Source organism: Allobosea sp. P2_A10 (genome assembly GCF_056405115.1).
Map to the genome: position 1 here is coordinate 1 of NZ_JBFUCS010000029.1, position 19,954 is coordinate 19,954.

Annotated in this window: 18 protein-coding genes and 1 pseudogene; 12 read left to right on the forward strand and 7 right to left on the reverse strand. The window is 62.4% G+C overall.

Going from position 1 to position 19,954, the window contains the following annotated elements; translation table 11 throughout:
• Positions 1–137 (reverse strand): annotated as a pseudogene (locus tag AC1DZY_RS24740) (IS21 family transposase); the annotation flags it as partial.
• A gap of 124 nt (positions 138–261) precedes the next feature.
• Here AC1DZY_RS24740 and AC1DZY_RS24745 point away from each other — a divergent pair.
• Positions 262–744 carry a hypothetical protein gene (locus AC1DZY_RS24745; RefSeq protein ID WP_476822813.1) on the forward strand — a complete coding sequence of 161 codons (483 nt, stop codon included), beginning with the start codon at positions 262–264 and terminating at the stop codon, positions 742–744.
• Positions 745–846: 102 nt separating this feature from the next.
• Positions 847–1,389 (forward strand): hypothetical protein, encoded by a 543-nt coding sequence (locus AC1DZY_RS24750; RefSeq protein WP_476822814.1) that lies wholly within the window; start codon positions 847–849, stop codon positions 1,387–1,389.
• A gap of 36 nt (positions 1,390–1,425) precedes the next feature.
• Here AC1DZY_RS24750 and AC1DZY_RS24755 read toward each other — a convergent pair whose 3' ends face one another.
• Positions 1,426–2,064, reverse strand: coding sequence for a peptidase S14 (locus tag AC1DZY_RS24755; RefSeq protein WP_476822815.1), 639 nt, complete (start codon positions 2,062–2,064; stop codon positions 1,426–1,428).
• A 151-nt stretch (positions 2,065–2,215) separates the two neighbouring features.
• Here AC1DZY_RS24755 and AC1DZY_RS24760 point away from each other — a divergent pair, with 151 nt between their 5' ends.
• The 4 genes from AC1DZY_RS24760 to AC1DZY_RS24775 all read left to right on the forward strand — a co-directional run bounded on the left by AC1DZY_RS24760 (position 2,216) and on the right by AC1DZY_RS24775 (position 5,218).
• On the forward strand, positions 2,216–2,566 hold the full coding sequence (locus AC1DZY_RS24760; RefSeq protein WP_476822816.1) for a hypothetical protein: 351 nt from the start codon (positions 2,216–2,218) through the stop codon (positions 2,564–2,566).
• Between the two features lie 59 nt (positions 2,567–2,625).
• Positions 2,626–3,045, forward strand: coding sequence for a DUF4174 domain-containing protein (locus AC1DZY_RS24765; RefSeq protein WP_476822817.1), 420 nt, complete (start codon positions 2,626–2,628; stop codon positions 3,043–3,045).
• Positions 3,046–4,536: 1,491 nt separating this feature from the next.
• Positions 4,537–4,854, forward strand: a complete 318-nt coding sequence (locus AC1DZY_RS24770) for a DUF6894 family protein (protein ID WP_476822818.1) — start codon at positions 4,537–4,539, stop codon at positions 4,852–4,854.
• Positions 4,855–5,020: 166 nt separating this feature from the next.
• Positions 5,021–5,218 carry a hypothetical protein gene (locus tag AC1DZY_RS24775; RefSeq protein ID WP_476822819.1) on the forward strand — a complete coding sequence of 66 codons (198 nt, stop codon included), beginning with the start codon at positions 5,021–5,023 and terminating at the stop codon, positions 5,216–5,218.
• A gap of 447 nt (positions 5,219–5,665) precedes the next feature.
• On the opposite strand, the gene AC1DZY_RS24780 is transcribed toward AC1DZY_RS24775, so the two are convergent.
• Positions 5,666–5,935: a DUF6894 family protein gene (locus tag AC1DZY_RS24780; RefSeq protein ID WP_476822820.1), complete on the reverse strand. Its 270-nt coding sequence runs from the start codon at positions 5,933–5,935 to the stop codon at positions 5,666–5,668.
• 243 nt (positions 5,936–6,178) lie between these two features.
• Between AC1DZY_RS24780 and AC1DZY_RS24785 the strand changes: the two genes are divergently transcribed.
• Positions 6,179–6,376: a hypothetical protein gene (locus AC1DZY_RS24785; RefSeq protein ID WP_476822821.1), complete on the forward strand. Its 198-nt coding sequence runs from the start codon at positions 6,179–6,181 to the stop codon at positions 6,374–6,376.
• A 122-nt stretch (positions 6,377–6,498) separates the two neighbouring features.
• Positions 6,499–6,681, forward strand: a complete 183-nt coding sequence (locus tag AC1DZY_RS24790) for a hypothetical protein (protein ID WP_476822822.1) — start codon at positions 6,499–6,501, stop codon at positions 6,679–6,681.
• A gap of 762 nt (positions 6,682–7,443) precedes the next feature.
• On the opposite strand, the gene AC1DZY_RS24795 is transcribed toward AC1DZY_RS24790, so the two are convergent.
• Entirely contained in the window at positions 7,444–7,608 is a 165-nt protein-coding gene (locus AC1DZY_RS24795) for a hypothetical protein (protein ID WP_476822823.1), read from the reverse strand.
• An 802-nt stretch (positions 7,609–8,410) separates the two neighbouring features.
• Between AC1DZY_RS24795 and treY the strand changes: the two genes are divergently transcribed.
• A complete protein-coding gene (treY, locus tag AC1DZY_RS24800) occupies positions 8,411–11,002 on the forward strand; it encodes a malto-oligosyltrehalose synthase (protein ID WP_476822824.1) in 2,592 nt (863 codons plus the stop codon).
• Between the two features lie 13 nt (positions 11,003–11,015).
• Here the strand turns inward: treY and malQ are convergent, their stop codons facing one another.
• Complete coding sequence (gene malQ, locus AC1DZY_RS24805) at positions 11,016–13,085, reverse strand: 4-alpha-glucanotransferase (protein ID WP_476822825.1); 2,070 nt, start codon at positions 13,083–13,085, stop codon at positions 11,016–11,018.
• A 48-nt stretch (positions 13,086–13,133) separates the two neighbouring features.
• Positions 13,134–15,344 carry a 1,4-alpha-glucan branching protein GlgB gene (gene glgB / locus AC1DZY_RS24810; RefSeq protein ID WP_476822826.1) on the reverse strand — a complete coding sequence of 737 codons (2,211 nt, stop codon included), beginning with the start codon at positions 15,342–15,344 and terminating at the stop codon, positions 13,134–13,136.
• Positions 15,345–15,530: 186 nt separating this feature from the next.
• Here glgB and AC1DZY_RS24815 point away from each other — a divergent pair, with 186 nt between their 5' ends.
• Complete coding sequence (locus AC1DZY_RS24815; RefSeq protein WP_476822827.1) at positions 15,531–15,731, forward strand: DUF2934 domain-containing protein; 201 nt, start codon at positions 15,531–15,533, stop codon at positions 15,729–15,731.
• A 35-nt stretch (positions 15,732–15,766) separates the two neighbouring features.
• Here the strand turns inward: AC1DZY_RS24815 and glgA are convergent, their stop codons facing one another.
• Entirely contained in the window at positions 15,767–17,272 is a 1,506-nt protein-coding gene (gene glgA / locus AC1DZY_RS24820) for a glycogen synthase GlgA (RefSeq protein ID WP_476822828.1), read from the reverse strand.
• Between the two features lie 252 nt (positions 17,273–17,524).
• Between glgA and glgX the strand changes: the two genes are divergently transcribed.
• Both glgX and AC1DZY_RS24830 read left to right on the forward strand, forming a co-directional pair.
• On the forward strand, positions 17,525–19,612 hold the full coding sequence (glgX, locus tag AC1DZY_RS24825; RefSeq protein WP_476822829.1) for a glycogen debranching protein GlgX: 2,088 nt from the start codon (positions 17,525–17,527) through the stop codon (positions 19,610–19,612).
• 38 nt (positions 19,613–19,650) lie between these two features.
• The gene (locus AC1DZY_RS24830; RefSeq protein WP_476822830.1) at positions 19,651–19,944 is read left to right on the forward strand and encodes a BrnT family toxin; all 294 of its coding nucleotides are present in this window, start codon (positions 19,651–19,653) and stop codon (positions 19,942–19,944) included.
• The last annotated feature ends 10 nt before the right edge of the window (positions 19,945–19,954 follow it).

Below are 19,954 nucleotides of genomic sequence, written 5' to 3' on the forward strand. Positions count from 1 at the left end.
AACTCGGTCGCGCCGGATCGGAGCACCTTGCGCACCGTGTCGCGCGCAATGCCTAGCTCGCGCGCGATCCGCTTGATCCCCTTGCTGTTCTGGAAATGCTCGAAACGGATCCGCGCAATCGTCTCCACACCCGTCATCCCCGGACCCTTCCGAAAAACCGGAAGGATCAGCCAGAGCCAATAACAGGGGGACTAACCTTCAACGCGATAAGCGCCCCTCACAGGGGCAACATTGCAGGCGATCTCACAGGCTACGGCCGTCGTGGCCAATCTGGAAGCTGCTGGCATCGCCAGTTCCGACATCAGCGTGGTGAGCAACCACAGGGACGAGCACGATAGCAACGCGCCTGAAGGCGCCGGCATCGGCGGCGTGGTCGGCGGGGCGGCTGGTCTGCTGGCCGGACTCGGCATGCTTGCGATTCCCGGCATCGGCCCAGTCGTTGCAGCCGGCTGGCTCGCCAGTACAGCTGCGGGCGCTGCGGTTGGCGCGGCGGCCGGAGGGCTGGTCGGCGCGCTGACCAGCGCTGGCGTTAGCGATGAAGACGCTCAGTACTACGCCGAGACGGTTCGTCGTGGCGGTTCGGTCGTGGCGGTACGCGCTGCTGACGAGCACGCGGCCAGCGTCGAGGCGATCATGGACGGCGCGTCGCCGCTCGATCCGGCTACGCGGCGTACCGAGTACCAGCGCGATGGCTGGACCGGTTTCGATGAGAACGCCGGACCGTATCGTCCGCCGGTCGTCTAAGTGGCCGCTTGATAGCAGATCGGATCCTCGCGGCATTGCCGCGAGGATCCTTGTTATTGCGCCATCGGAGATGGGACATCGTTTCAAGGCTGAGGTTTTCAAATGAATGAAGCTGCATTGGTCGAGCAGATTGCGACAAGACATGACGTGCCGCAGGAGGCCGTCGCCGAGGCTCTGAAGGCCCTCCGGCGCGGAAACGGGACCATGGCGCAATTCTCTCACGAGGCGTTCGGAGGCATGGCGCAATGGTCCAAAGGCGGGATGAGCATGGTGGGCGACATGTTCAACCGGGCTACCGAGGCGCGTTTCGATGCGGTGATGGCGGACCTTGCACACGGGTTTGCGGAGGGTGTTGACGCAGGCGACAGACCTGACGGGCCGGATACCGATGTCCAATCGGAGGCGGCTAAATGGCCGGCCGATTTGGGAGCACCGGCGTCTTCGGGCAGCCAGAACGACATGCGGTATGCGTTCTTCCCGTCCTCGCGCCGGCTCATCATCGAGAGCGATCGCGGCCGTAAGATCTACGATACCGGTGAACACCAGATCACAGGAGTCTCCCAGCAGCAGTCCGGCAGCCGGTCCCTTCGGTTCAGCAGCCCGAACGGGGACGTAGCAGTGGAAACGCTCAAGGCGGTGGAATAACGCGCGTGCGGCATCTTGGACGAGCCGGCTGGCCGGCTACATCACATCCTCGATCAATCCGAGTTGCTTTGCCTCGGTCGCCTCGATGTACCAATTTTCAGGCGCTTTCGACAGTACATCGTCCATCGTCACCGACGATCCCATGATCAGGTTCTGGAATCCCTCGTTCTGAATGGCGATCGATTGCTCGATCTCGTGGAGTTTGGCCTTCAATCCGGCCACGCAGGTCGTCAGCGGACCATCGATGACCAACTCCGCCTTCATTTTGCGCTCGTGGATCATCAGCCTTGTGCCACGCGTGAGGTAGCGGTTCTCACGCGAGAAGAAGCTCATAAACGTCGCGCCCGCCGAATAGATCGCTGCTTTCCCAAGAAAGAGAAAACGGCGGCTGGGCTCGATGTCGCTGTGGAACCGGACATCCTCGCCCATCATCCGGGCGACCTCGGGATCGCCTCCCAGCGTGCTCAGCTCGATCACGACGACGCCCGAGTCTGGCGCGGTCAAAAGCTTCTCGCGAAAGGCTTCGTACATCTTGTAGTCCACGGTGCCAGCGAGAAGGATCGCAGGATTGGCGAAATCCTTCGCCGTCATCGCAGCGGTACCAGACCGTGATGACTGGTCTGCGTGCGACTGTAGCGTATGGTCCATCGATTCTGGTTGGGCTGATTGTGTCATCGGGTTCTCCTGAGCGGCGGAGAACGTTCCCGCAGTCTGCTGGTTCCGCATGCTGGGTAAGTTTCGATCAGCCGTTCATTTTCGACGAAGCGGAACTCGCTTTGGCATCGACGGTTTCTGCTGGTCCGCCTACGATTACGGGTAGCTGGCCATGACACAACGACTCGATCGGCAGCACTATCCTGTGACGCCGGATCAGCGGTATTTCCTGGTCGCGGGGCGCCTCTGGCGATCCAGCGACCCCACTCTGCGCGCAGATGAGCGGCAGGAACTCGTCAACGAGCTCATGTCAGGCCGGCGCGCCGTCAAGATCGCCAAGCGCAACGGCCGAGACGTCGCCGCCGCCCGCCGCGTCGTTGACGATGCCAAACGTCGATTGGGCGAGCGCGGCCCTGCCTGGTGGCGGGATGGCGCGCCGGACTATAATCGTCAACTCGCCAACAACACCCCATATTCGGATTGGGCGCGGCAGACGGGAGCCGACCAGACGGAGACCGGCTGACATGCGGACGAGCCTTGCTGTCCACTATTAGCTCGGTCCCTGGAAAAAACGAGATAACGATGATGGCTCTACCTATCGCCGGCATTGCCGCCATGGCATCGTTTGCTCTTGCAGCATCGACGGGAGGAGCGGCCGTGCGAACGGTCGTTATCCACGCGGATTCGGCTTCAAACGCCGACTACTCCTTCCAGGAGCGGGCGCTTCTGGACAGCGATGACGGGCTTAGGGACCGCGATATGATCGTGTTGTCGATCATCGGGTCGGAGACGGCAAAGGTGCTCGTCGGACCAGAACGGCAACTGCGGAAAATCCGGCCGCCGACATCGAACCAGCCAACCCGAACTGGTTTCTACATTACGTTGATCGGAAAGGACGGTCAGGAGAAATTTGGTTCTGACAGACCTGTCGATCCGGAGATCCTGTTCTCGCTTGTCGATGGCATGCCGATGCGGCGCCAGGAGATGCGTCGAACACGATAATCCGCTAATCTTGCACATCGAGATCATTATGTTTTCGCGACCCGGCAATCAGTCGATCTTCCGATTTCACACTGACACGGTCGCCACCTAGACGCCGAACTTGGCGAGGGATGACCCCGCGATCAGGTCTTTTCGTTCTGATGCCAAAGCCAATCGTCGAACCTGTTTGAGATCTGCGATCCGTCTTTACAGGGGACGCGTCGTCTGTGGGTCCAGTGACAGGCGTTGCCCGGCTGCTCTCTTTTTGAGACATCGTCTATGCGAGGTTCGCGGCCTTCAATCTGCCTTCGCCGGTCGTCCGGATCGTCCATTCCGGCTTGGCGACATGGCCGTCGCCGAAAGTATACATCTCCGTCACTCGAGGGGTCTTCACGGCCACATCCCAACGATCGCAGCCCTCGATCTTGAATTGCTGCAGAAACGAACCCGCTCTGCATCGCGCGCCCCCTGCGTGTGGCCGTCGAAAGGCCGCTCCAGCACGAAGGTTGCCTTCCCGCCCGTAAAATTGCTGATGCTCATCGGCATGAATTCTGCGGTCAGTACGGCCGCACTCGTGACAAGGGCGTTGAGCATGGAAGCCCGACTTTATTGACGATGAGAAAGCCATGGCGCTCCCGACATTTCGGCTCTCTCGAAGTGATGGGAACAGCGCGGTCGGTCACATGTTAATGGATCTGAGCCATCGAGCGAGGAGGTCAGGATGACCGAAGACCCACTAATCGACGCACCAGCTCTGTACCGCACGCCGCAGAGACCGGGCCAGTCGGGCGAGCAGTCGGAACGGCGTGCCGGCGCCAGCCCACTATCAGATCGGCCGACCGGCCCCCATCCCCCCTACGAGCCTGCCGACGCCGATGGGCTAGCCGCTGGCAAGCACGTGAAGTCGGCTGCCACGCCCGTTCATGGCGATGGCAAACCGGCCGTTGTGATCAGCCCGATCATATCTGCGGCAGGCGAAGACAGTTAAGCCATCGGTTGCGATGGCGACACGGTTGGCTCTTCGTCACTGCGTTGACCTGTGCTGAGGAATTGCCTCCCCCGACGGCCTGTCTCTTCCGCTGTAAACAGGACCCCAGCAGCTCCACCAGTTTTTGACAGCGCATCTTCGAGACGTCGATGTAGATATCCGTTTCGTCACGAGTGACCATGAAAATCGACTGCCTTGCGGCCTTCGAACAAATCACCTCGCACGCCGCTATCATCAAAATCAGGGAGATGTGGGAAACGGCATAACTGACAAACGTCTCCCTCCCGTTTTGTCAGTTTTTCATGTCGGGTTGGGTTTAAAGCTGCAAAAATTTCCGTCGCTGATGTGAACCCTGCGAAGTGGAATAACGGGCTCTGCGCAGACGGCCAGGCGGCAGTCGCACATCTATCCCGACGGAAAATGAAGGGCTGCATTCGGCAAGGGTTCAAGGCTGCCTGCACCATCTTGGAACATCGGAGGCTCGTCGATGGTTGCGGGTTCAGGGTTCCAAAGTGAGAAACGAAATGCCGACTTACACCGTCAAGACGGATGCGGGAGACGGATTCGATGCCCCCGGCGAGAAGATGGAGTTCGCCCACACGAAGGCTGCCACGGACGACGCCCAGGTTGCGCTGGCAGAGATGGCCCAGGAAACGCTGCCCAATGGCAAAACCGCCCATTTCGGTGTGGAGGTCGAGGACAGCAACGGCAAGCAGGTATACCGCGCCGGGCTGCAATTCAGTGCCAAAAACGAGGACGACATAGATCGCGAGGGCCAGGAGGCCGACGCAGCTGCTGACGATGTTGCATCGAACCTCGGTGGCACCGGCCCTCGCGAATAAGCGCCAGCTGCCTTCACCTCTGCATCGGTGTAACGGGCGTGCAGGCAAGCATTGTTTGCACCGGCCGCGCGCGGGTCGGAACAACCTGATGATCTCAAACGTCTTCTGCTTGCCGTAATTAGTCGATCATTGACCGGAAGACGGCCCCGGGTTTGGAGCACTTGTGATGGTTGACGCAATCGACAATCTGGAAGATCGGATCGCGCTGGCGAGGCGGAACATCGAGGATTTGACGGCGCAGGCGACCGGCGTCTCGGGGGCGGCGGCTGAAGAACGCATCGCGCTCCGCATAGCCGAGCAGCAAGAGCGTCTGGACGAACTACTGCGTCAACAGGCCGGGTCGGAAGCGAACTCGACCGCCTGAGCGATCGTCCTGACGCCCCTTGTCTGGCCGGCGGCGGGGAGTAGCCCGCCGTCGACGGCCGAGCTGGGTCAGTTCTTTGGTGCCTGTTGAGCTTGTTCGGCCGTGCTGGATCGAGCGTCGGACTTTTCATGCGGGCATTTGCGCCGCTTTGCAGTACACCTAACTGGGCGAGGCCCCTGGGCTTTGACCCTACGAACCGCGCTTACTAGGGCGTGCCGGGTCGCTCGTCGGAGATGTCGTCTGCGCAGCAGACGGGGCCCAAACGCACGCAACGCTCTATCGCGCCTGGCTTGAACTTGACGAGCGTGGCTTGGTCAAACCCTAACGCGCGGGATCGCGACGTGCGCGGATGGCGGGGCTATGTCACGGGGTTCATCAAGTTGGACAAAGATGAAGACGAACTCGCGCGACTGACTGTGGAGCGCTTCATCGTCCGCGCCCTCCCCCTCAAATCGGCTTCTGCTGTTCGTCTGGAACGCGGTGAAAGAGCAGCGACGTTCTGAAGACAATCTCGCCATCTGCAAGTTTCACCGTGATGGAAAAAACTCTGCCGCTAGCGCCATTGATCGCCTCCTTGGCCATATCTCCAAGCGCGTCGAGCGCCGCGCGCTGAGCAGCCGTTATATCGCGGTAGACAAAACCTTCGGTGTCGGTTGACAAAAAGCTGCCGTCGTCTGTTTCGAAAAAATATCGCTGCGGTTTGTCGAAGCTTGGCATGCGCGGGCTCCCGCACATGGTCTACGACGGCCAGCTACGAGTATTCATTCAAATTTGACAGGATCCGCGGCAAACCTTTCATTGAGTCTCTAACCTCTCGGTCGGGAACTCAAAACCGATCGGCAACCAAATTCGACCCTTTCTTCTGCTATGACCGTAGCATTCCCGCACGAGCGCTGTGGGTCGCGACGTACAGATCGGAACTGCGCCCCTTCACCCCGGTTGATACGCGAGGAGGGCGCCATGCCGAACAATGTGAAACCGATCGAGACGATCGAGGAATATCAAGACGCGAAGGACCGGATTGCGGAACTGGACGCAGCGATGCCGGGCTCGCCGGATGAAGAAGAACAGATGGTTCTCCTTCAGGCCATTCGAAAATGGGAGCACGATCACGGCAGCATGCCAAATACGATCAAGCCGCTCTTTATGGTTCGCTAGCAGGGCTCATAGGCTCCTGGGCAGGACGGCATCAGTCTGGGTCGTCGGGCTTGGTCTTGGAACCTCTCTTCCTGTTTCGACGTTATCGGCCAACGGCTGGTCATCGAACAGGAGATCAAACCATGGGGTTCACAGGCAAGGAATTCGCAGCTCTCGCGCTCATCGCAATCATGATGCTGTCGCCACTGGCTGCGGCCGTTTTGAACGCAGAAAACCCGAAACTGCAGAACAAGGCGCGCACCGACCTGATCACGCCAGCCCCAGAACAGGGGGTCCCCCCAGCGCCAGGCGCGACCAAGCCCTGACACTTTCGCGATAAGTACAATTGTCCGCCGAAGGCTGCGTGATACCCGTCAGCACCTCCGTGAACGCCAAGCCCGCCTGCCACGGAGGGCCGAACTTTTGCGCGCGACACGCCGCGATGCGTGCTGCGCCTTGTCGCGTATCCAAGGAGGGGATTGCAGTGGGGCGCGAAATCCAATGAAGTCACGTATTAGCAGACGGAGATCAGCGTACCGGTAGCAACTGCAGCCCGCGCTCCAGCCCCGGCGCGCGGGCTTTTTGTTGTTGTTATTACGAAGATGGAACCGCTTGCGATCGAATCACCAGACGGGATTTTGGCGGTGGACGCATCGGGTTACGTATGCGTCGGCGGCGGAGTTCAAATGCCGTTCCCTCCGATAATCGCCGAACCCGAGCACCTGGCGCGGCTGGCAACGGCGTTCGAAGCCGCTTGGATTGCGGTAAATGAGATTGAGCCGGTGGACGCTTTGGCAGCCTCCGGAGCGAGAGAATGCCTCACTCCTGAATAAGGGCAGGCGGATCCAACTGCTCGGCTCGTCGACCCAACCGTCTAACTTTAGTTGGAGACCGAAATGGTCTTGCCGGCAAATAGCCAGCTTCAGTACTGATCCATCATGCTGTCTGAGAAGAATGCTGAAAATTGCAACCATGCGAGCACGCGAGCCTCGGGCTAGGCATTACCGGCTAGTGCGATGACAACGGCTGTTTATTGAGAAATCATCAACTCAGTTGGCCCCCAGATGTTCATGGCTCCGAGGCACACTTCAGAAGGGAAGCGGCGCGCGCAGGTTTTTGTTCTCCCATACCTCGACGGCCAGTTTAAGTGTGATCAATTCCTGCTCCTCCGGGCTATCTTTGACGCACTCTGCAAGCTCCGCGATACGCTTCTTCGCGGATTCATATTGTTCAACGGTCGTGATCGGTTGCATGGTGGAATTCCTCTCGACCATAACCAGTACAAGACTGGCCGGTTCCCACGCCCGGCGGCAGGCCCATTCCGCAAAGCACGGACGTCTCTCTCAGGTGAACGGGGCAGGCACCTACCGATACATACCGTCGCTGACGGCGAAAAATATGGCCGATCGCCTCACAGACGCCGTCTTCGAGGCCGCAGCGGGAGATTGCACTCCCGCTATCGCGGACGGCTTCAATTGACATACGAAAAATGTTCGGAGCGCCGTCGCGACGATGCGCGATCCTTTGTCGAAGCTCAGGCATTCTGATGATGCAAAAGCTCTTGCGAGAGTGCAATAAGCGCCAAGGGCGTCATGGTTTCACTATGCCAGGCCCACCGATGCCATGACGTTTATTGCGTCGTCGAGTTAGTTCTGAAAGGGCCGGCCATGCTCAACCCGGCGAAACGCCGCGTTGGAACGGACTGTGCGAGATGCACGCTACCTGAATAGTGCCAGCAAAATGATGATCGGCAGGGGTATGCCTAACATCCAAAGTAGTAGTCCGCGTCCCATGATGTCGTCTCCCATTTATATTCTGTATGCCGCAGCCGCCTTGCCGGGCAAATTTTCAGCTGACAAAATTATTTCGAATGAGCTGCCAGCTGCATAAACGAAGAACCTTGGCCACTCCCGTGTGTTCCTTGGTTCACTAAGATTTTTCGTCTTCGGCCAAGTCCACCAAAAGGTCGCAGGTGTTGGCTCCTCCACGGAACAACCCAATGCCTGTTTTGGTTCACTGAGAGGCCCGCTCGGCGGCCCTTACAGTGAGCTCGCCATGCCTGTCCCGCGATCCAACTCGTCACCTCGCGCAACCTACCGCCTTCAATTTCATAAGGGCTTTCCCTTCTCAGCCGGACGCGATCTGGCAGCCTACCTCGCGAAGTTAGGTATCAGCCACGTGTATGCGTCTCCAATCCTGACCGCGCGCGCGGGCTCTATGCACGGCTATGATGTTGTGGACTACGACGCCATCAATCCAGAGCTCGGCGGCGAGGAAGGGTTTGTCGAAATGGCAGCTGTGCTGCGCCGGCACAACATCGGAATAATCCTGGACATCGTGCCCAATCACATGGCGGTCGGTCGCCGCGACAATCGGATGTGGCTCGACTTGCTAAAGTATGGCCGTAGCAGCAATTTCGCCACTTGGTTCGACATCGATTTCGAATGCGCCGACCCGCAAATCAATGGGAAGGTTCACGCGCCGTTCTTGGGCGCGCCTGTTCGCGATGTTATTGAAGCCGGTGACTTATGCTTGATCGCCCATGATGGGGGTTACGGGATCTCCTATGGCGAACATCTGTTTCCCATAAGGCCGCAGGATGAGGCCGAAATTGCCGCGCTTGGAATCGAACACTTCCGAAATCCCACGGCCCTCGATGTTCTCCTGGCGAAGCAAAACTTCGTTTTGGATTGGTGGCGCAATGCCGGCGACCGCATAAACTGGAGACGCTTCTTCGACATTACGCAACTTGCAGCGGTGCGGATGGAGGAGCCTGCGGCTTTCGCTGCAAAACATGCGATTGCCCTACGACTGTACCGCGCAGGATTGATCGATGGCCTACGGATCGACCATGTCGATGGGCTTTCCGATCCAGCCGGCTATTGTCTTGAACTGCGCAGTCAACTTGATGCACTCCAGCGCCATCGCCCCTCAGAGCTAGCAAATTTTCGCGCCTGGCTTGTTGTCGAAAAGATCCTGGCGTCGGGGGAGCACATTCCCGCCGATTGGAACGTGGATGGCTCGACGGGCTATGATTTCATGGATCAGGTTTCTGCATTTCAACATTCGGACGAAGCCTCAAGCCGGCTCGCGGCGCATTGGGCAGTTTTAAGCGGCCGTCCGCGTGACTTCCACGGCGAAGAAGAACTCGCGCGTCACGAGATTCTTTCCCACAGCTTCGATGGCCAACGCGAGCGACTCGTTGATGCCCTCGAGCAGGCAGGCGCGGAGCATCGCGATGGCGACGGGCTGACGCGCGCTGCGCTGAGACGAGCCGCAACCAGCCTGATCGTGCAGCTGCGCGCCTATCGCAGCTACGCAACTGGCCGCGACGATGGAATCGGCGTCGGTGAAAGGGTCCAGGCTGCACTGCAAGCTGCGCTCTCGGCGCCGCTTAGCGATCCGCCGGCATTGCGCTTCGTCGCTTCCGTCATCGCGGGTGAAGGCGACGACGCGTATCGTTCGTCACGGATCGCCGCCATTCAGCGTTTCAATCAGCTGGCGGCGCCGCTGGCCGCAAAGGCGGTCGAGGATACCGCGTTCTATCGCCATGGTCGCCTACTCTCCCGCAACGACGTTGGCTTCGACGCGAGCATGCTGGGGGTCGGCACCACCGATTTTCATGCCTTGATGCAACAGCGGGCCGAACTCGTTCCTCAAGCCATGCTTGCTACGGCGACGCATGATCACAAGCGCGGCGAAGATGTCCGAGCAAGACTCGCAGTCGTCAGCGAGGTGCCGGGCCGATGGATTGAAGCAAGCGAACGTTGGAGGGCACTCAACCAAGCGATTCGTCCCAACGGGTTCGACTCCAGCGATGAGTACATGTTCTACCAAATGTTGGTTGGCGCCTGGCCGCTGGGGTTGCCAGACGACAATGCTTTAGAGCTCGCAAGCCTTGCCCAGCGGCTCATCGCTTGGCAAACAAAAGCGTTGCGCGAGGCCAAGCTGCGTTCGGGCTGGGCCAGTCCAGCCGAACACTATGAGGACATCGCCAGCCAGTTCGTAGAGGCAGCGCTAAATCCACGACGTTCAGCCGAGTTTCTACGCGAAGTTTCGACCTTTGTGTCGTTGATAGCCAGACCGGCGGCGCTGAACGGGCTTGTCCAAATGGCGCTCCGTTGCACCGTGCCGGGCGTACCCGACACCTACCAGGGAACAGAGTTCTGGGATTTCAGCCTTGTCGATCCCGACAACCGGCGCCCTGTCGATTTTGGGGCTCGCCGTATCGCTCAGGCTCAAGATCTGCGTCTGGAGCTGTTGGCGGAAAGCTGGCGCGACGGGCGTGTAAAACAGGCCATCTTGCAAACTTTGCTCAGCTTCCGAAAGACCGAGCCGTCGTTGTTCGCGTGGGGTAGCTACGAACCATTGGAGATATTAGGGGCCCGAAGAGAGCATGCGCTCGCCTTTCTACGCAGACACGAGGACATGACTATGTTGGTTCTGGCGCCCAAATGTTGCGCTGACGGTATGGCGCCGGGAGATGGTTTGGTTCCCTCTCACGAATGGTGGGGCGACACCCGAGTGCAGCTACCGGCCGGCGCGAGTAGATTTCGGCCAGTGATTGGCCCGGAAGCGATTGTCTCCGGAACGCTCAATCTCGCCACAGCATTTCCATTCGTGCCAGTTGGGGTGTGGTCATCCTAATTCGTCGGCAGGCTTAACTATCAACGTCGCGGGCTGCACCCAGATGCGCCAGCCTCGCGCGCACGGCGTCATCATCGAGCAAAGCGTCCGCCTCGCCCTCCAGCCTGTGCCGCCAGTTCGGTTTCTCCGTCGTGGTGCCCGGCACGTTGGGCTGCGCCTCGACGCCGAGCGCGTCCTCGATTGCCAGCAGTTTCAGCGTGCAGGGCGTCGCGGCGACGTAGCGAATCGCGGCGTCTACGACAGGATCCGTGCCGTGGGGAGGTGGGCGATCACCGTCGACTAGCCCGGCCTGCTGGAATGAAGCCCAGAGCAGGCCGCGATCCCAGGCCCTGACGCTCTGGTGCTCCTCGCCGTCACCTGCCGACATGTCGATGTCGGAGCCGGCCCACCAGCCTGCCGTCGGCACCAGGTCGTGCGTCGTGGTCATCGCGGTCGCGGCGGGGTCCCATTGATCGGGCGGAATGTAGCCGTCGTCGGTCTTTTCGAAGCGGAGCACCCGCATGCCCGCAATGCCTTGCTCGCGCAGATAGTCCTGGAAGCCGTCGGGCAGGGTACCGAGATCCTCGCCGACGACGATGGCCTTGTGACGCCAGGATTCGAGCGCGATCAGCCGAAACAGGGTTTCGGACGGAAAGGTGACATAAGCGCCATCGAGTGCGCTCGCGCCTTGCGGCACCAGCCAGAGCCGGCTCATGCCCATGACATGGTCGATACGGATGCCGCCGACATAGCGCAGGCTGGCGCGCAGGGTCTCGATAAAGGGCGCAAAGCCCGAAAGCGCGAGCCCGCGCGGCGAGAAGGTGGTCAGCCCCCAGTTCTGGCCGTCCGCCGCATAGTAGTCGGGCGGCGCGCCGACGCTCAGGCCGCCGAGCACCTCGTGCTGCSGGCTCCAGGCGTGGCTGCCCGAACCGTCCATGCCGATGGCGAGATCGGCGATCAGCCCGATCGTCATGCCGCTTTCACGACAGGCGCGCTGCGCCTCGCCATAGGAGCGGCCAGTCAGCCATTGCAGGAAGATCTGGTAGGCGATCTCGTCGGCATGCTCGCTCGCGAAGGCTGAAACCTCGGCGCCGTCGGGATCGCGATAGCCGGTCTGCCAGTCGCGCCAGCTCCAGGCGGCGGGGTTTTGGCTCAGTTGGGCGACGTGCAGCGCCTCGAAGGTGGCATGGGCTTTCAGCAGCGGCGAGGCGTCGGTCAGCGCGCGTTCGAATTCTGAGCGGGCCGGATCCGCGGCATGGACCGGATCGCGCAGCGCATCGAACAAGCCGCGCAGCAGGGTCTGGCGCAGCGGCGTCGCCGCCAGCCAGTCGACCTGTGGCAGCGCCGAAAGACGGGCCATCTCGTCGGCGAGCCCGGCTTTCGCGATCGTGTCACGGATCAGCGTGTCCGGCAGCGCCGCACAGGGGTCGGCGTGGAGCGGGTTGAAGAACAGCCGGGTCGAGGGCGAATAGGGGCTGAAATGCCCAGGCTCCGCACCATAGAGCGCATGGACCGGGCTGATCGCCAGTGCGTCGGCTCCCCGCATTGCGGCGCTGCGGCCGAGTTGCGCGACACCGGCAAAATTGCCGATGCCGCCATCGTCGCGGCTGCGCAGCGAATAGATCTGGGCCGCCAGCCCCCAGCCAGGCACACCCTCGTTGAGGTCGGCGAAGGTGATGCAGCGTTCCGGCGCGGTCGCGACGGTGAAGTCGCCCTCGGTGGTTCTGACTGTGTGATAGCCCGGCTCGGTGAAGGCCGGCAGCGTCAGCGCGCCGTCATAGCCGTCCAGCGAGGTGACGACGCGGTGCGCGCCACCTTCCAAAGCGATCTCGATGCTGGTTCCGCCGGGTACGCCGAGCGGCAGGCTGACTGGCTGGCCGACGCGGGCGGTGGTGAAGCGCGAGGTGGCGGTCGCATTGACGCCGCTCTCCACCATGGAAAGCGARTTGCGCAGGGCGGAATCGCTGTMGGCMGGCAAGCCGAGTTCCGACAGGATGGCGCGCAGGCTGTCGGGCGAGACAGCGCGCTCGGCRCCGGTCTGGTCGGTCCAATGCGGCGCGACGCCGGCCTTGGCCGCAAGCTGGCGCAGGGTTTCGTCGCTCATAAGGGGCTCCGCGGCATGATCGTCATCGAGCGAGCAAAACCCTTGCCGTCATCTCGACGCATCGTGCTCGAGGATAAGCAGCCCGAGCGGCGGCAGGGTCAGCGACAGGCTTTGCGCCTCGCCATGCGCCGGAATCCCTTGCGTCGAGACCTCGCCGCCATTGCCGATGCCGGCTCCGCCATAGAGCCCGGCGTCGCTGTTCAGGCGCTCGCGCCAGAGGCCCGCCGCGATCACGCCGATGCGGTAGTCGTGGCGCGGCACCGGCGTCATGTTGGCGACGACGAGCACATCGGGTGCGCCCTTGCCGCCCGAGCGGCGGAAGGCGAAGACGGAATTGGCGCTGTCGTCGGCGACGACCCAGCCGAAGCCTTCGGGCGCATGGTCCAGCCGATGCAGCGCCGGCGTGGCGCGGTAGAGCGCGTTGAGATCGCGCACCAGCGCCATCGCGCCGCGCCGGCGCTGGTCGTCGTCATGGGGCCAGGGGAAGGGGGCATCGACGTTCCATTCGTCCTCCTGGCCGAATTCGCAGCCCATGAAGAGCAGCTTCTTGCCGGGATGGCTCCACATCAGCGCCAGGCACAGGCGCAGGTTTGCAAAGCGCTGCCAGTCGTCTCCGGGCATGCGCGAGAGCAGCGAGCCTTTGCCGTGGACGACCTCGTCATGCGAGATCGGCAGCATGAAGTTCTCGGAGAAGGCGTAGATCAGCCCGAAGGTGATATCCTCGCCATGATGGCCGCGATGGATCGGATCGCGCGCGAAATAGCGCAGCGTGTCGTGCATCCAGCCCATGTTCCATTTGAAGTGGAAGCCGAGGCCGCCGTGATGAACCGGCGTGGTGACGCCGGGCCAGGCGGTCGATTCCTCGGCGAGCGTGATCGAGCCGCGTCCGCGCGCGCCGACCAGGGTGTTGAGTTCCTGGAAGAAGCTGACGGCCTCGAGGTTCTCGCGGCCGCCATACTGGTTGGGCACCCATTCGCCGGGTTTGCGGCTGTAGTCACGATAGAGCATCGAGGCGACCGCATCGACACGCAGGCCGTCGAGATGGAAGGTTTCGAGCCACCACAGTGCCGATGCGATCAGGAAGCCGCGCACCTCGCGACGCCCGACATTGTAGATCAGCGTGTTCCAGTCGATGTGGAAGCCTTCGCGCGGATCCTCGTGCTCGTAGAGCGCCGTGCCGTCGAAGCGTGCGAGTCCGTGCTCGTCGGAGGGGAAATGCGCCGGCACCCAGTCGAGTATGACGCCGATCCCGGCCTGATGGCAGCGGTCGACGAAGCGGGCGAAGGCTTCGGGCGGGCCGAGCCGCGCGGTCGGCGCGAACATGCCGAGCGGCTGGTAGCCCCATGAGCCGCCAAAAGGATGCTCGGTGATCGGCATCAGCTCGATATGGCTGAAACCCATATGCTGGACGTAAGGGATCAGCCGCTCGGTCGCCTCGTCCCAGGAGCCCATCTGGCCCCATTGCGTGCGCAGCCAAGCGCCGACATGGACCTCATAGGCGCAAAGCGGCTCAGCGACCGGATTGGCGCGGCTGCGCGTCTCGATCCAGTCGGCATCGCTCCAGGCAAAGTCGGCGGCTTGCGCCACCACGGAGCCGGTACGCGGCGGATGCTCGGTCCGGCGCGCCAGCGGGTCGGCCTTCCAGGGCAGACGTTCGCCGGACGCTGCCGTGATCGCATATTTGTAGACCGCGCCCGCCGTCACGCCGGGAATGAAAAGCTCCCAGACGCCCGGGCCGAGTCGGCGGCGCATCGGGTGGCGGCGAATGTCCCAGGCGTTGAAATCGCCGACCACCGCGACATGGGCTGCGTTGGGCGCCCAGACTGCGAAGAGAACGCCGTCGACGCCGTCGATGGTGCGCAGATTGGCCCCGAGCCTGGTCGAGAGATCGAAATGACGGCCCTCGGCGAAGAGATAGATGTCGTCCTCGGAAAGCAGCAGTCCGAAGCTGTAGGCGTCGGCGGCTTCAGTGATGCCGCCGGACCAGGCGGCGCGAAGGCGGTAAGGCTCGTGCGAGGGCGCCAGCGCCTCGAACAGGCCATTGCCTTGGCCGACCATCGCGGTGGTCTGTCGCGTCTCGCCGTCGCCTGTGACGAGCTCGACATAGTTCGCGCCCGGCAGGAAGGCGCGGACGACATTCGCGCCGTTGACGGAGTGGCGGCCGAGCACGGCAAAAGGGTCGGGATGGCGGGCGTCTTCCAGAAGTGCGACGTCGCGCTCCGGCAGGCTTGGCAGTCTCAGGTCAGTGTGACGCGTCATCGGCCGTCGATCCCGCTATAGAGCCTGTTCCACGAAAGGCGCGGAATCATCGATGATGCAACGCAACAGAAAGTGGTTGCGTTCCCGCCCGCGGCTGCGGCGAAACGCGCCTGCCGCGGATGGAACCAAAACTTTGCAAACAGGGTTGTCACACGGCGCACGGGCCGCGCGATAGGGAGGATTTCGATGAGCCGGGAACAGATCGTCCGCGACACCGCCTATGCCATCTGGGAAGCCGAGGGCAAGCCGGTCGGCCGCGATGCCCAGCACTGGCAGCAGGCGGAGGAGCGGGTCGCGGCGATGCTTGCGAAGCCGCCGGCCAAATCGAAACCGCCCGCCAAGGCCGCCGCCACAAGGGCTGCTCCGAAAAAGCCGAAGAACGGGTAGCGGGAAGCGCCGCCGACTGTCGCACGAAATCCGGCTCAGGCCGCCAGCGCCCTGGCGTAGACATCGGCGTAGCGATGCGTCGGACGGCTCCAGTCGAAGCGCTTGGCCATGGCGTGCTCGCGCATCTGCTTGAAGGCGCGCTTGGTCTTGAAGGCCTGCAGCGCGCGCGTCACCGCCGAGGTCAGGCCCGCCCCGGTCAGCGACGAGAACAGGAAGCCCGAAAGACCGTCCTCGATGGTGTCGACGAGGCCGCCGGTGCGGTAGGCGATCGGCAGGGTGCCGAAGCGCTGCGCATACATCTGGCTCAGGCCGCAAGGCTCGAAGCGCGATGGCATCAACAGGAAATCGCTGGCGGCGAAGATACGGCGCGCCTCGGCGTCGTCGAAGCCGATGCGGGCCGCGATCGAGGCGGGGTTCTGCCGGGCGAGGCGCTCGATGGCGTCCTCGAGCCTTGGTTCGCCGCGGCCGGTTACGACGAGCTGGCCGCCATTGGCGACGATGGTCTCGGCCGCCTCGATCGAGAGATCGATGCCCTTCTGGTGGACCAGCCGCGAGATGATCGAGAACAGCGGCCCGCGCGACGGGGGAAGATCGAAGGTCTTGCGGATATCCTCGGCGTTCTGCTGCTTCCATTGGCGGATCAGCTGCATGCGCGTTTTCTCGCCGGCGACGGGCGAGGTCCAGCTGTCGTCGATGCCGTTGACGATGCCGGTCAGGCGGCCCTCATCCATCCGCGTCCTGAGCAGGCCTTCCAGCCCGCAGCCATGCTCTGCCGTGGTGATCTCGCGGGCATAGGTCTCACTCACCGTGGTGACGTGGGAGCCGTAGAAGATGCCGGTCTTGAGGAACGAGATCTTGCCATGGAACTCGGCTCCGTTGACCGAGAAGGCGAGGTCGGGAATGCCGAGCGCGCCCATGCGCGCGGGCTGGTACAGGCCCTGATAGGCGAGGTTGTGGATCGTCAGGATCGACGGCGTCGTCAGCCCCTTCCAGCGCAGATAGCCCGGCGTAAGCGCGGAGGGCCAGTCGTTGACGTGGACGACGTCGGGCTTCCAGTTCGGATCGGCCTCGCCGGCTGCAAGCTCGGCGGCAGCGAGCGAAAGCCTGGCGAAGCGGATGTCGTTGTCGGCGAAATCGCCGCCGGCGAAGGGGCCGTAGGGCGAGCCCTCCCGGTCATAAAGTTCGTCGCAGAGAACGGTGTAGATCGTCAGCCCGTCAGGCATGGAAAAGCGCCCGAGCGACCAGGGCGGCAGGCTCGCCGTGCGAGGCATCTGAGCGACGACATCCATCGCCGGCTTGTATTTGCGGACCTGCCGGAAACCGGGGATCAGCACGCGCACGTCGCAGAGCGCGCGCAACTGGCGCGGCAGGGCCGAAGACACCTCGCCAAGCCCGCCGGCCTTGACGAAATCGCCCATCTCGGAGGTGACGAAAAGCAGCTTCGTGGTTGCAGGCAGAGTCGTGCGCGGATCGAGCGCGCCGTCCTTGACGGCGGCGGCATAGGTCAAGGCATGGCCTGAAGTCGCGGAGGTCGTTTCCATACCCGCCTGCTTCGTAGCCTCTGCCATCATCAATGTCCTCGCCAGCTGCGGATTTCAGAACACTCGGGAGCGGTTAAAGTTCCATGTTGCGGTGCAAAATATTCATGCAAGTTCGGGGCCGTCGCGCGGGAACAGGGACGCCTTGCGCGACGTTGCAGGCTTCGCGGCAGGCGTAACCGAACTATGCGGCGGAGGAGTGACGGCGGCTGCCGTCGCCACCGCGCAGCCTGACCGCCGCGAGGGGCTTTAGGCATGGCTGACGATAACGGGATGCGCTTCGATGTCGAGGCCGGACAGGCAACCGAACTCGGGGCCGTCTGGGACGGGGAGGGTACGAATTTCGCGCTGTTCTCAACCCATGCCGAACGTGTCGAGCTCTGCCTGTTCGACGAGGCCGGCGCGACCGAGATCGCCCGCGTCACGCTGCCGGAATACACCAACGAGATCTGGCACGGCTATCTGCCGGGCGTGAAGCCGGGGCAGCGCTATGGCTATCGCGTCCATGGCCGCTTCGCGCCCGAGGAGGGCCACCGCTTCAACCCCAACAAGCTGCTGCTCGACCCCTATGCCAGGGAGTACTCCGGCGAGATCGCCTGGAACGAGGCCCATTACGGCTACGACGTCAACGCCGAGGCCGACAAGGATCTGAGCTTCAGCGAACTCGACTGCGCGCCCTTCACGCAAAAATGTGTCGTTTGCGACTGGAAGGCCGATGCGAAGGCGCCGGCAAAGCCCGTCGTGCCGTGGGACAGGACGATCTTCTACGAGACCCATGTCCGCGGCTTCACCAAACTCCACGGGGGCGTGCCGGAGGCGATGCGCGGCACCTTCGACGGGCTCGGCGAGAAGGCCGTCGTCGACTACATCAAGAGCCTCGGCGTCACCTCCGTCGAGCTTTTGCCGGTACATGCCTATCTCGACGACCACCATCTCCAGCCCAAGGGCCTGCGCAACTACTGGGGCTACAACACCATCGGCTTCTTTGCGCCGATGGGCCGCTATGAGGGCAAAGCCGGGCTCGCCTCTTTCCGCGACATGGTGCGCAAGTTTCACGATGCCGGGCTCGAGGTCATCCTCGACGTGGTCTACAACCACACCGCCGAGGGCAACGAGATGGGGCCGACGCTCTCCTTCAAGGGCATCGACAATTTCGCCTATTACCGCACGATGCCGGACGATCCGCGCTTCTACATCAACGACACCGGCACCGGGAACACGGTCAACACCAGCCATCCGCGCGTCTTGCAGATGGTGCTGGATTCGCTGCGCTACTGGACGCAGGTCATGGAGGTCGACGGCTTCCGCTTCGATCTCGGCACCATCCTCGGGCGCGAGCCCGAAGGGTTCGACCAGCGTGGCGGCTTTTTCGACGCGATGGGGCAGGACCCCGTGCTGCGCAAGGTCAAGCTGATCGGCGAGCCCTGGGACATCGGGCCGGGCGGCTATCAGGTCGGCGGGTTTCCGCCGGGCTGGGCCGAATGGAACGACAAATACCGCGACACGGCCCGCGCCTACTGGAAGAGCGAGGAGGGTATCATCCGCGATCTCGCGGCGCGCGTGACCGGTTCGGGCGACGTCTACGATCTGCGCGGGCGCAGGCCATGGTCGAGCGTGAACTTCATCACCGCCCATGACGGCTTCACGCTGAACGACGTCGTCTCCTATGACGGGAAGCACAACGACGCGAATGGCGAGGACAACAGGGACGGCCACGGCCACAACCTGTCCTTCAACTTCGGCGTCGAGGGGCCGACGGACGATGAAGGCGTCATCGCCGCCCGCGAGCGCCAGAAGCGCAATCTGCTGGCGACGCTGCTGCTCTCGCACGGCACGCCGATGATCCTGGCCGGAGACGAACTCGGCCATACGCAGGACGGCAACAACAACGTCTATGCGCAGGACAACGAGCTTTCCTGGATCAAATGGGATGGCCTCACCGACAGGGACAAGGCGCTGACCGCCTTTGTCCGGCGCGTGACGAAACTGCGCGCCGACCACGCCATCTTCCGTCGCGCGAGCTTCCGCGACGGCTGCGTGCTGCGCTGGGTCAACCCGGCCGGCGGCGACCAGCAGGAGGAGCATTGGGACGACGAGGGCGTACGCGCCATCGGGCTTTTGATGCATACGCCGGAGGTCGAGCAGGGCGGCGACGAGGCGTTGATCCTGTTCAACGCCTTCGACGGCGAGGTCGTGTTCAAGCTCCCGGCGCGGGTGAAGGCGGGATCATGGTCCGTGGTGCTCGACACGGAGACCGGGCCGGGCTCCGACGAGGGGCGCAAGGGCCTGAAGGCGGACAGCGAGATCACGCTCTCGCCACGCTCGCTGATCGTACTAATGTGAGGGCTTGTTCGTAGCTGCTTTTGTAGTTACAAATCGCTATGGGCTTTCAGTGGGACGAGGATAAGAGCGCGTCCAACGAAGCCAAGCATGGTCTGTCCTTTACGCAGGCCGCGCAAATCTTTCGAGGGTTCGTCGTCAAAACCATTGATTGGCGTCGCGACTATGGTGAGGTTCGCGGGCGGGCTCTGGGTGTTTTCGACGGCGAGGTGCTGTGCGTCGTCTTTGCGGAACGCGACAGCGATATTCGCATCATTTCCGCATGGAAGGCCGGGAAGCGTGAGCGTCAAAGATATGAAACGAACCGAAAAGATCGTGCGCTACGAAAGCCTTGACGATATCCCA

What these genes read in the sequence shown, in the direction of transcription:
- AC1DZY_RS24795 (WP_476822823.1), bottom strand. Translation starts at nt 7,608, where the DNA reads ATGCAACCGATCACGACCGTTGAACAATATGAATCCGCGAAGAAGCGT.
- glgA (WP_476822828.1), bottom strand. Translation starts at nt 17,272, where the DNA reads ATGGAAACGACCTCCGCGACTTCAGGCCATGCCTTGACCTATGCCGCC.
- treY (WP_476822824.1), top strand. Translation starts at nt 8,411, where the DNA reads ATGCCTGTCCCGCGATCCAACTCGTCACCTCGCGCAACCTACCGCCTT.
- glgB (WP_476822826.1), bottom strand. Translation starts at nt 15,344, where the DNA reads ATGACGCGTCACACTGACCTGAGACTGCCAAGCCTGCCGGAGCGCGAC.
- AC1DZY_RS24780 (WP_476822820.1), bottom strand. Translation starts at nt 5,935, where the DNA reads ATGCCAAGCTTCGACAAACCGCAGCGATATTTTTTCGAAACAGACGAC.
- AC1DZY_RS24750 (WP_476822814.1), top strand. Translation starts at nt 847, where the DNA reads ATGAATGAAGCTGCATTGGTCGAGCAGATTGCGACAAGACATGACGTG.
- AC1DZY_RS24815 (WP_476822827.1), top strand. Translation starts at nt 15,531, where the DNA reads ATGAGCCGGGAACAGATCGTCCGCGACACCGCCTATGCCATCTGGGAA.
- AC1DZY_RS24755 (WP_476822815.1), bottom strand. Translation starts at nt 2,064, where the DNA reads ATGACACAATCAGCCCAACCAGAATCGATGGACCATACGCTACAGTCG.
- AC1DZY_RS24765 (WP_476822817.1), top strand. Translation starts at nt 2,626, where the DNA reads ATGATGGCTCTACCTATCGCCGGCATTGCCGCCATGGCATCGTTTGCT.
- glgX (WP_476822829.1), top strand. Translation starts at nt 17,525, where the DNA reads ATGGCTGACGATAACGGGATGCGCTTCGATGTCGAGGCCGGACAGGCA.
- AC1DZY_RS24760 (WP_476822816.1), top strand. Translation starts at nt 2,216, where the DNA reads ATGACACAACGACTCGATCGGCAGCACTATCCTGTGACGCCGGATCAG.
- AC1DZY_RS24775 (WP_476822819.1), top strand. Translation starts at nt 5,021, where the DNA reads ATGGTTGACGCAATCGACAATCTGGAAGATCGGATCGCGCTGGCGAGG.
- AC1DZY_RS24790 (WP_476822822.1), top strand. Translation starts at nt 6,499, where the DNA reads ATGGGGTTCACAGGCAAGGAATTCGCAGCTCTCGCGCTCATCGCAATC.
- AC1DZY_RS24830 (WP_476822830.1), top strand. Translation starts at nt 19,651, where the DNA reads ATGGGCTTTCAGTGGGACGAGGATAAGAGCGCGTCCAACGAAGCCAAG.
- AC1DZY_RS24770 (WP_476822818.1), top strand. Translation starts at nt 4,537, where the DNA reads ATGCCGACTTACACCGTCAAGACGGATGCGGGAGACGGATTCGATGCC.
- AC1DZY_RS24785 (WP_476822821.1), top strand. Translation starts at nt 6,179, where the DNA reads ATGCCGAACAATGTGAAACCGATCGAGACGATCGAGGAATATCAAGAC.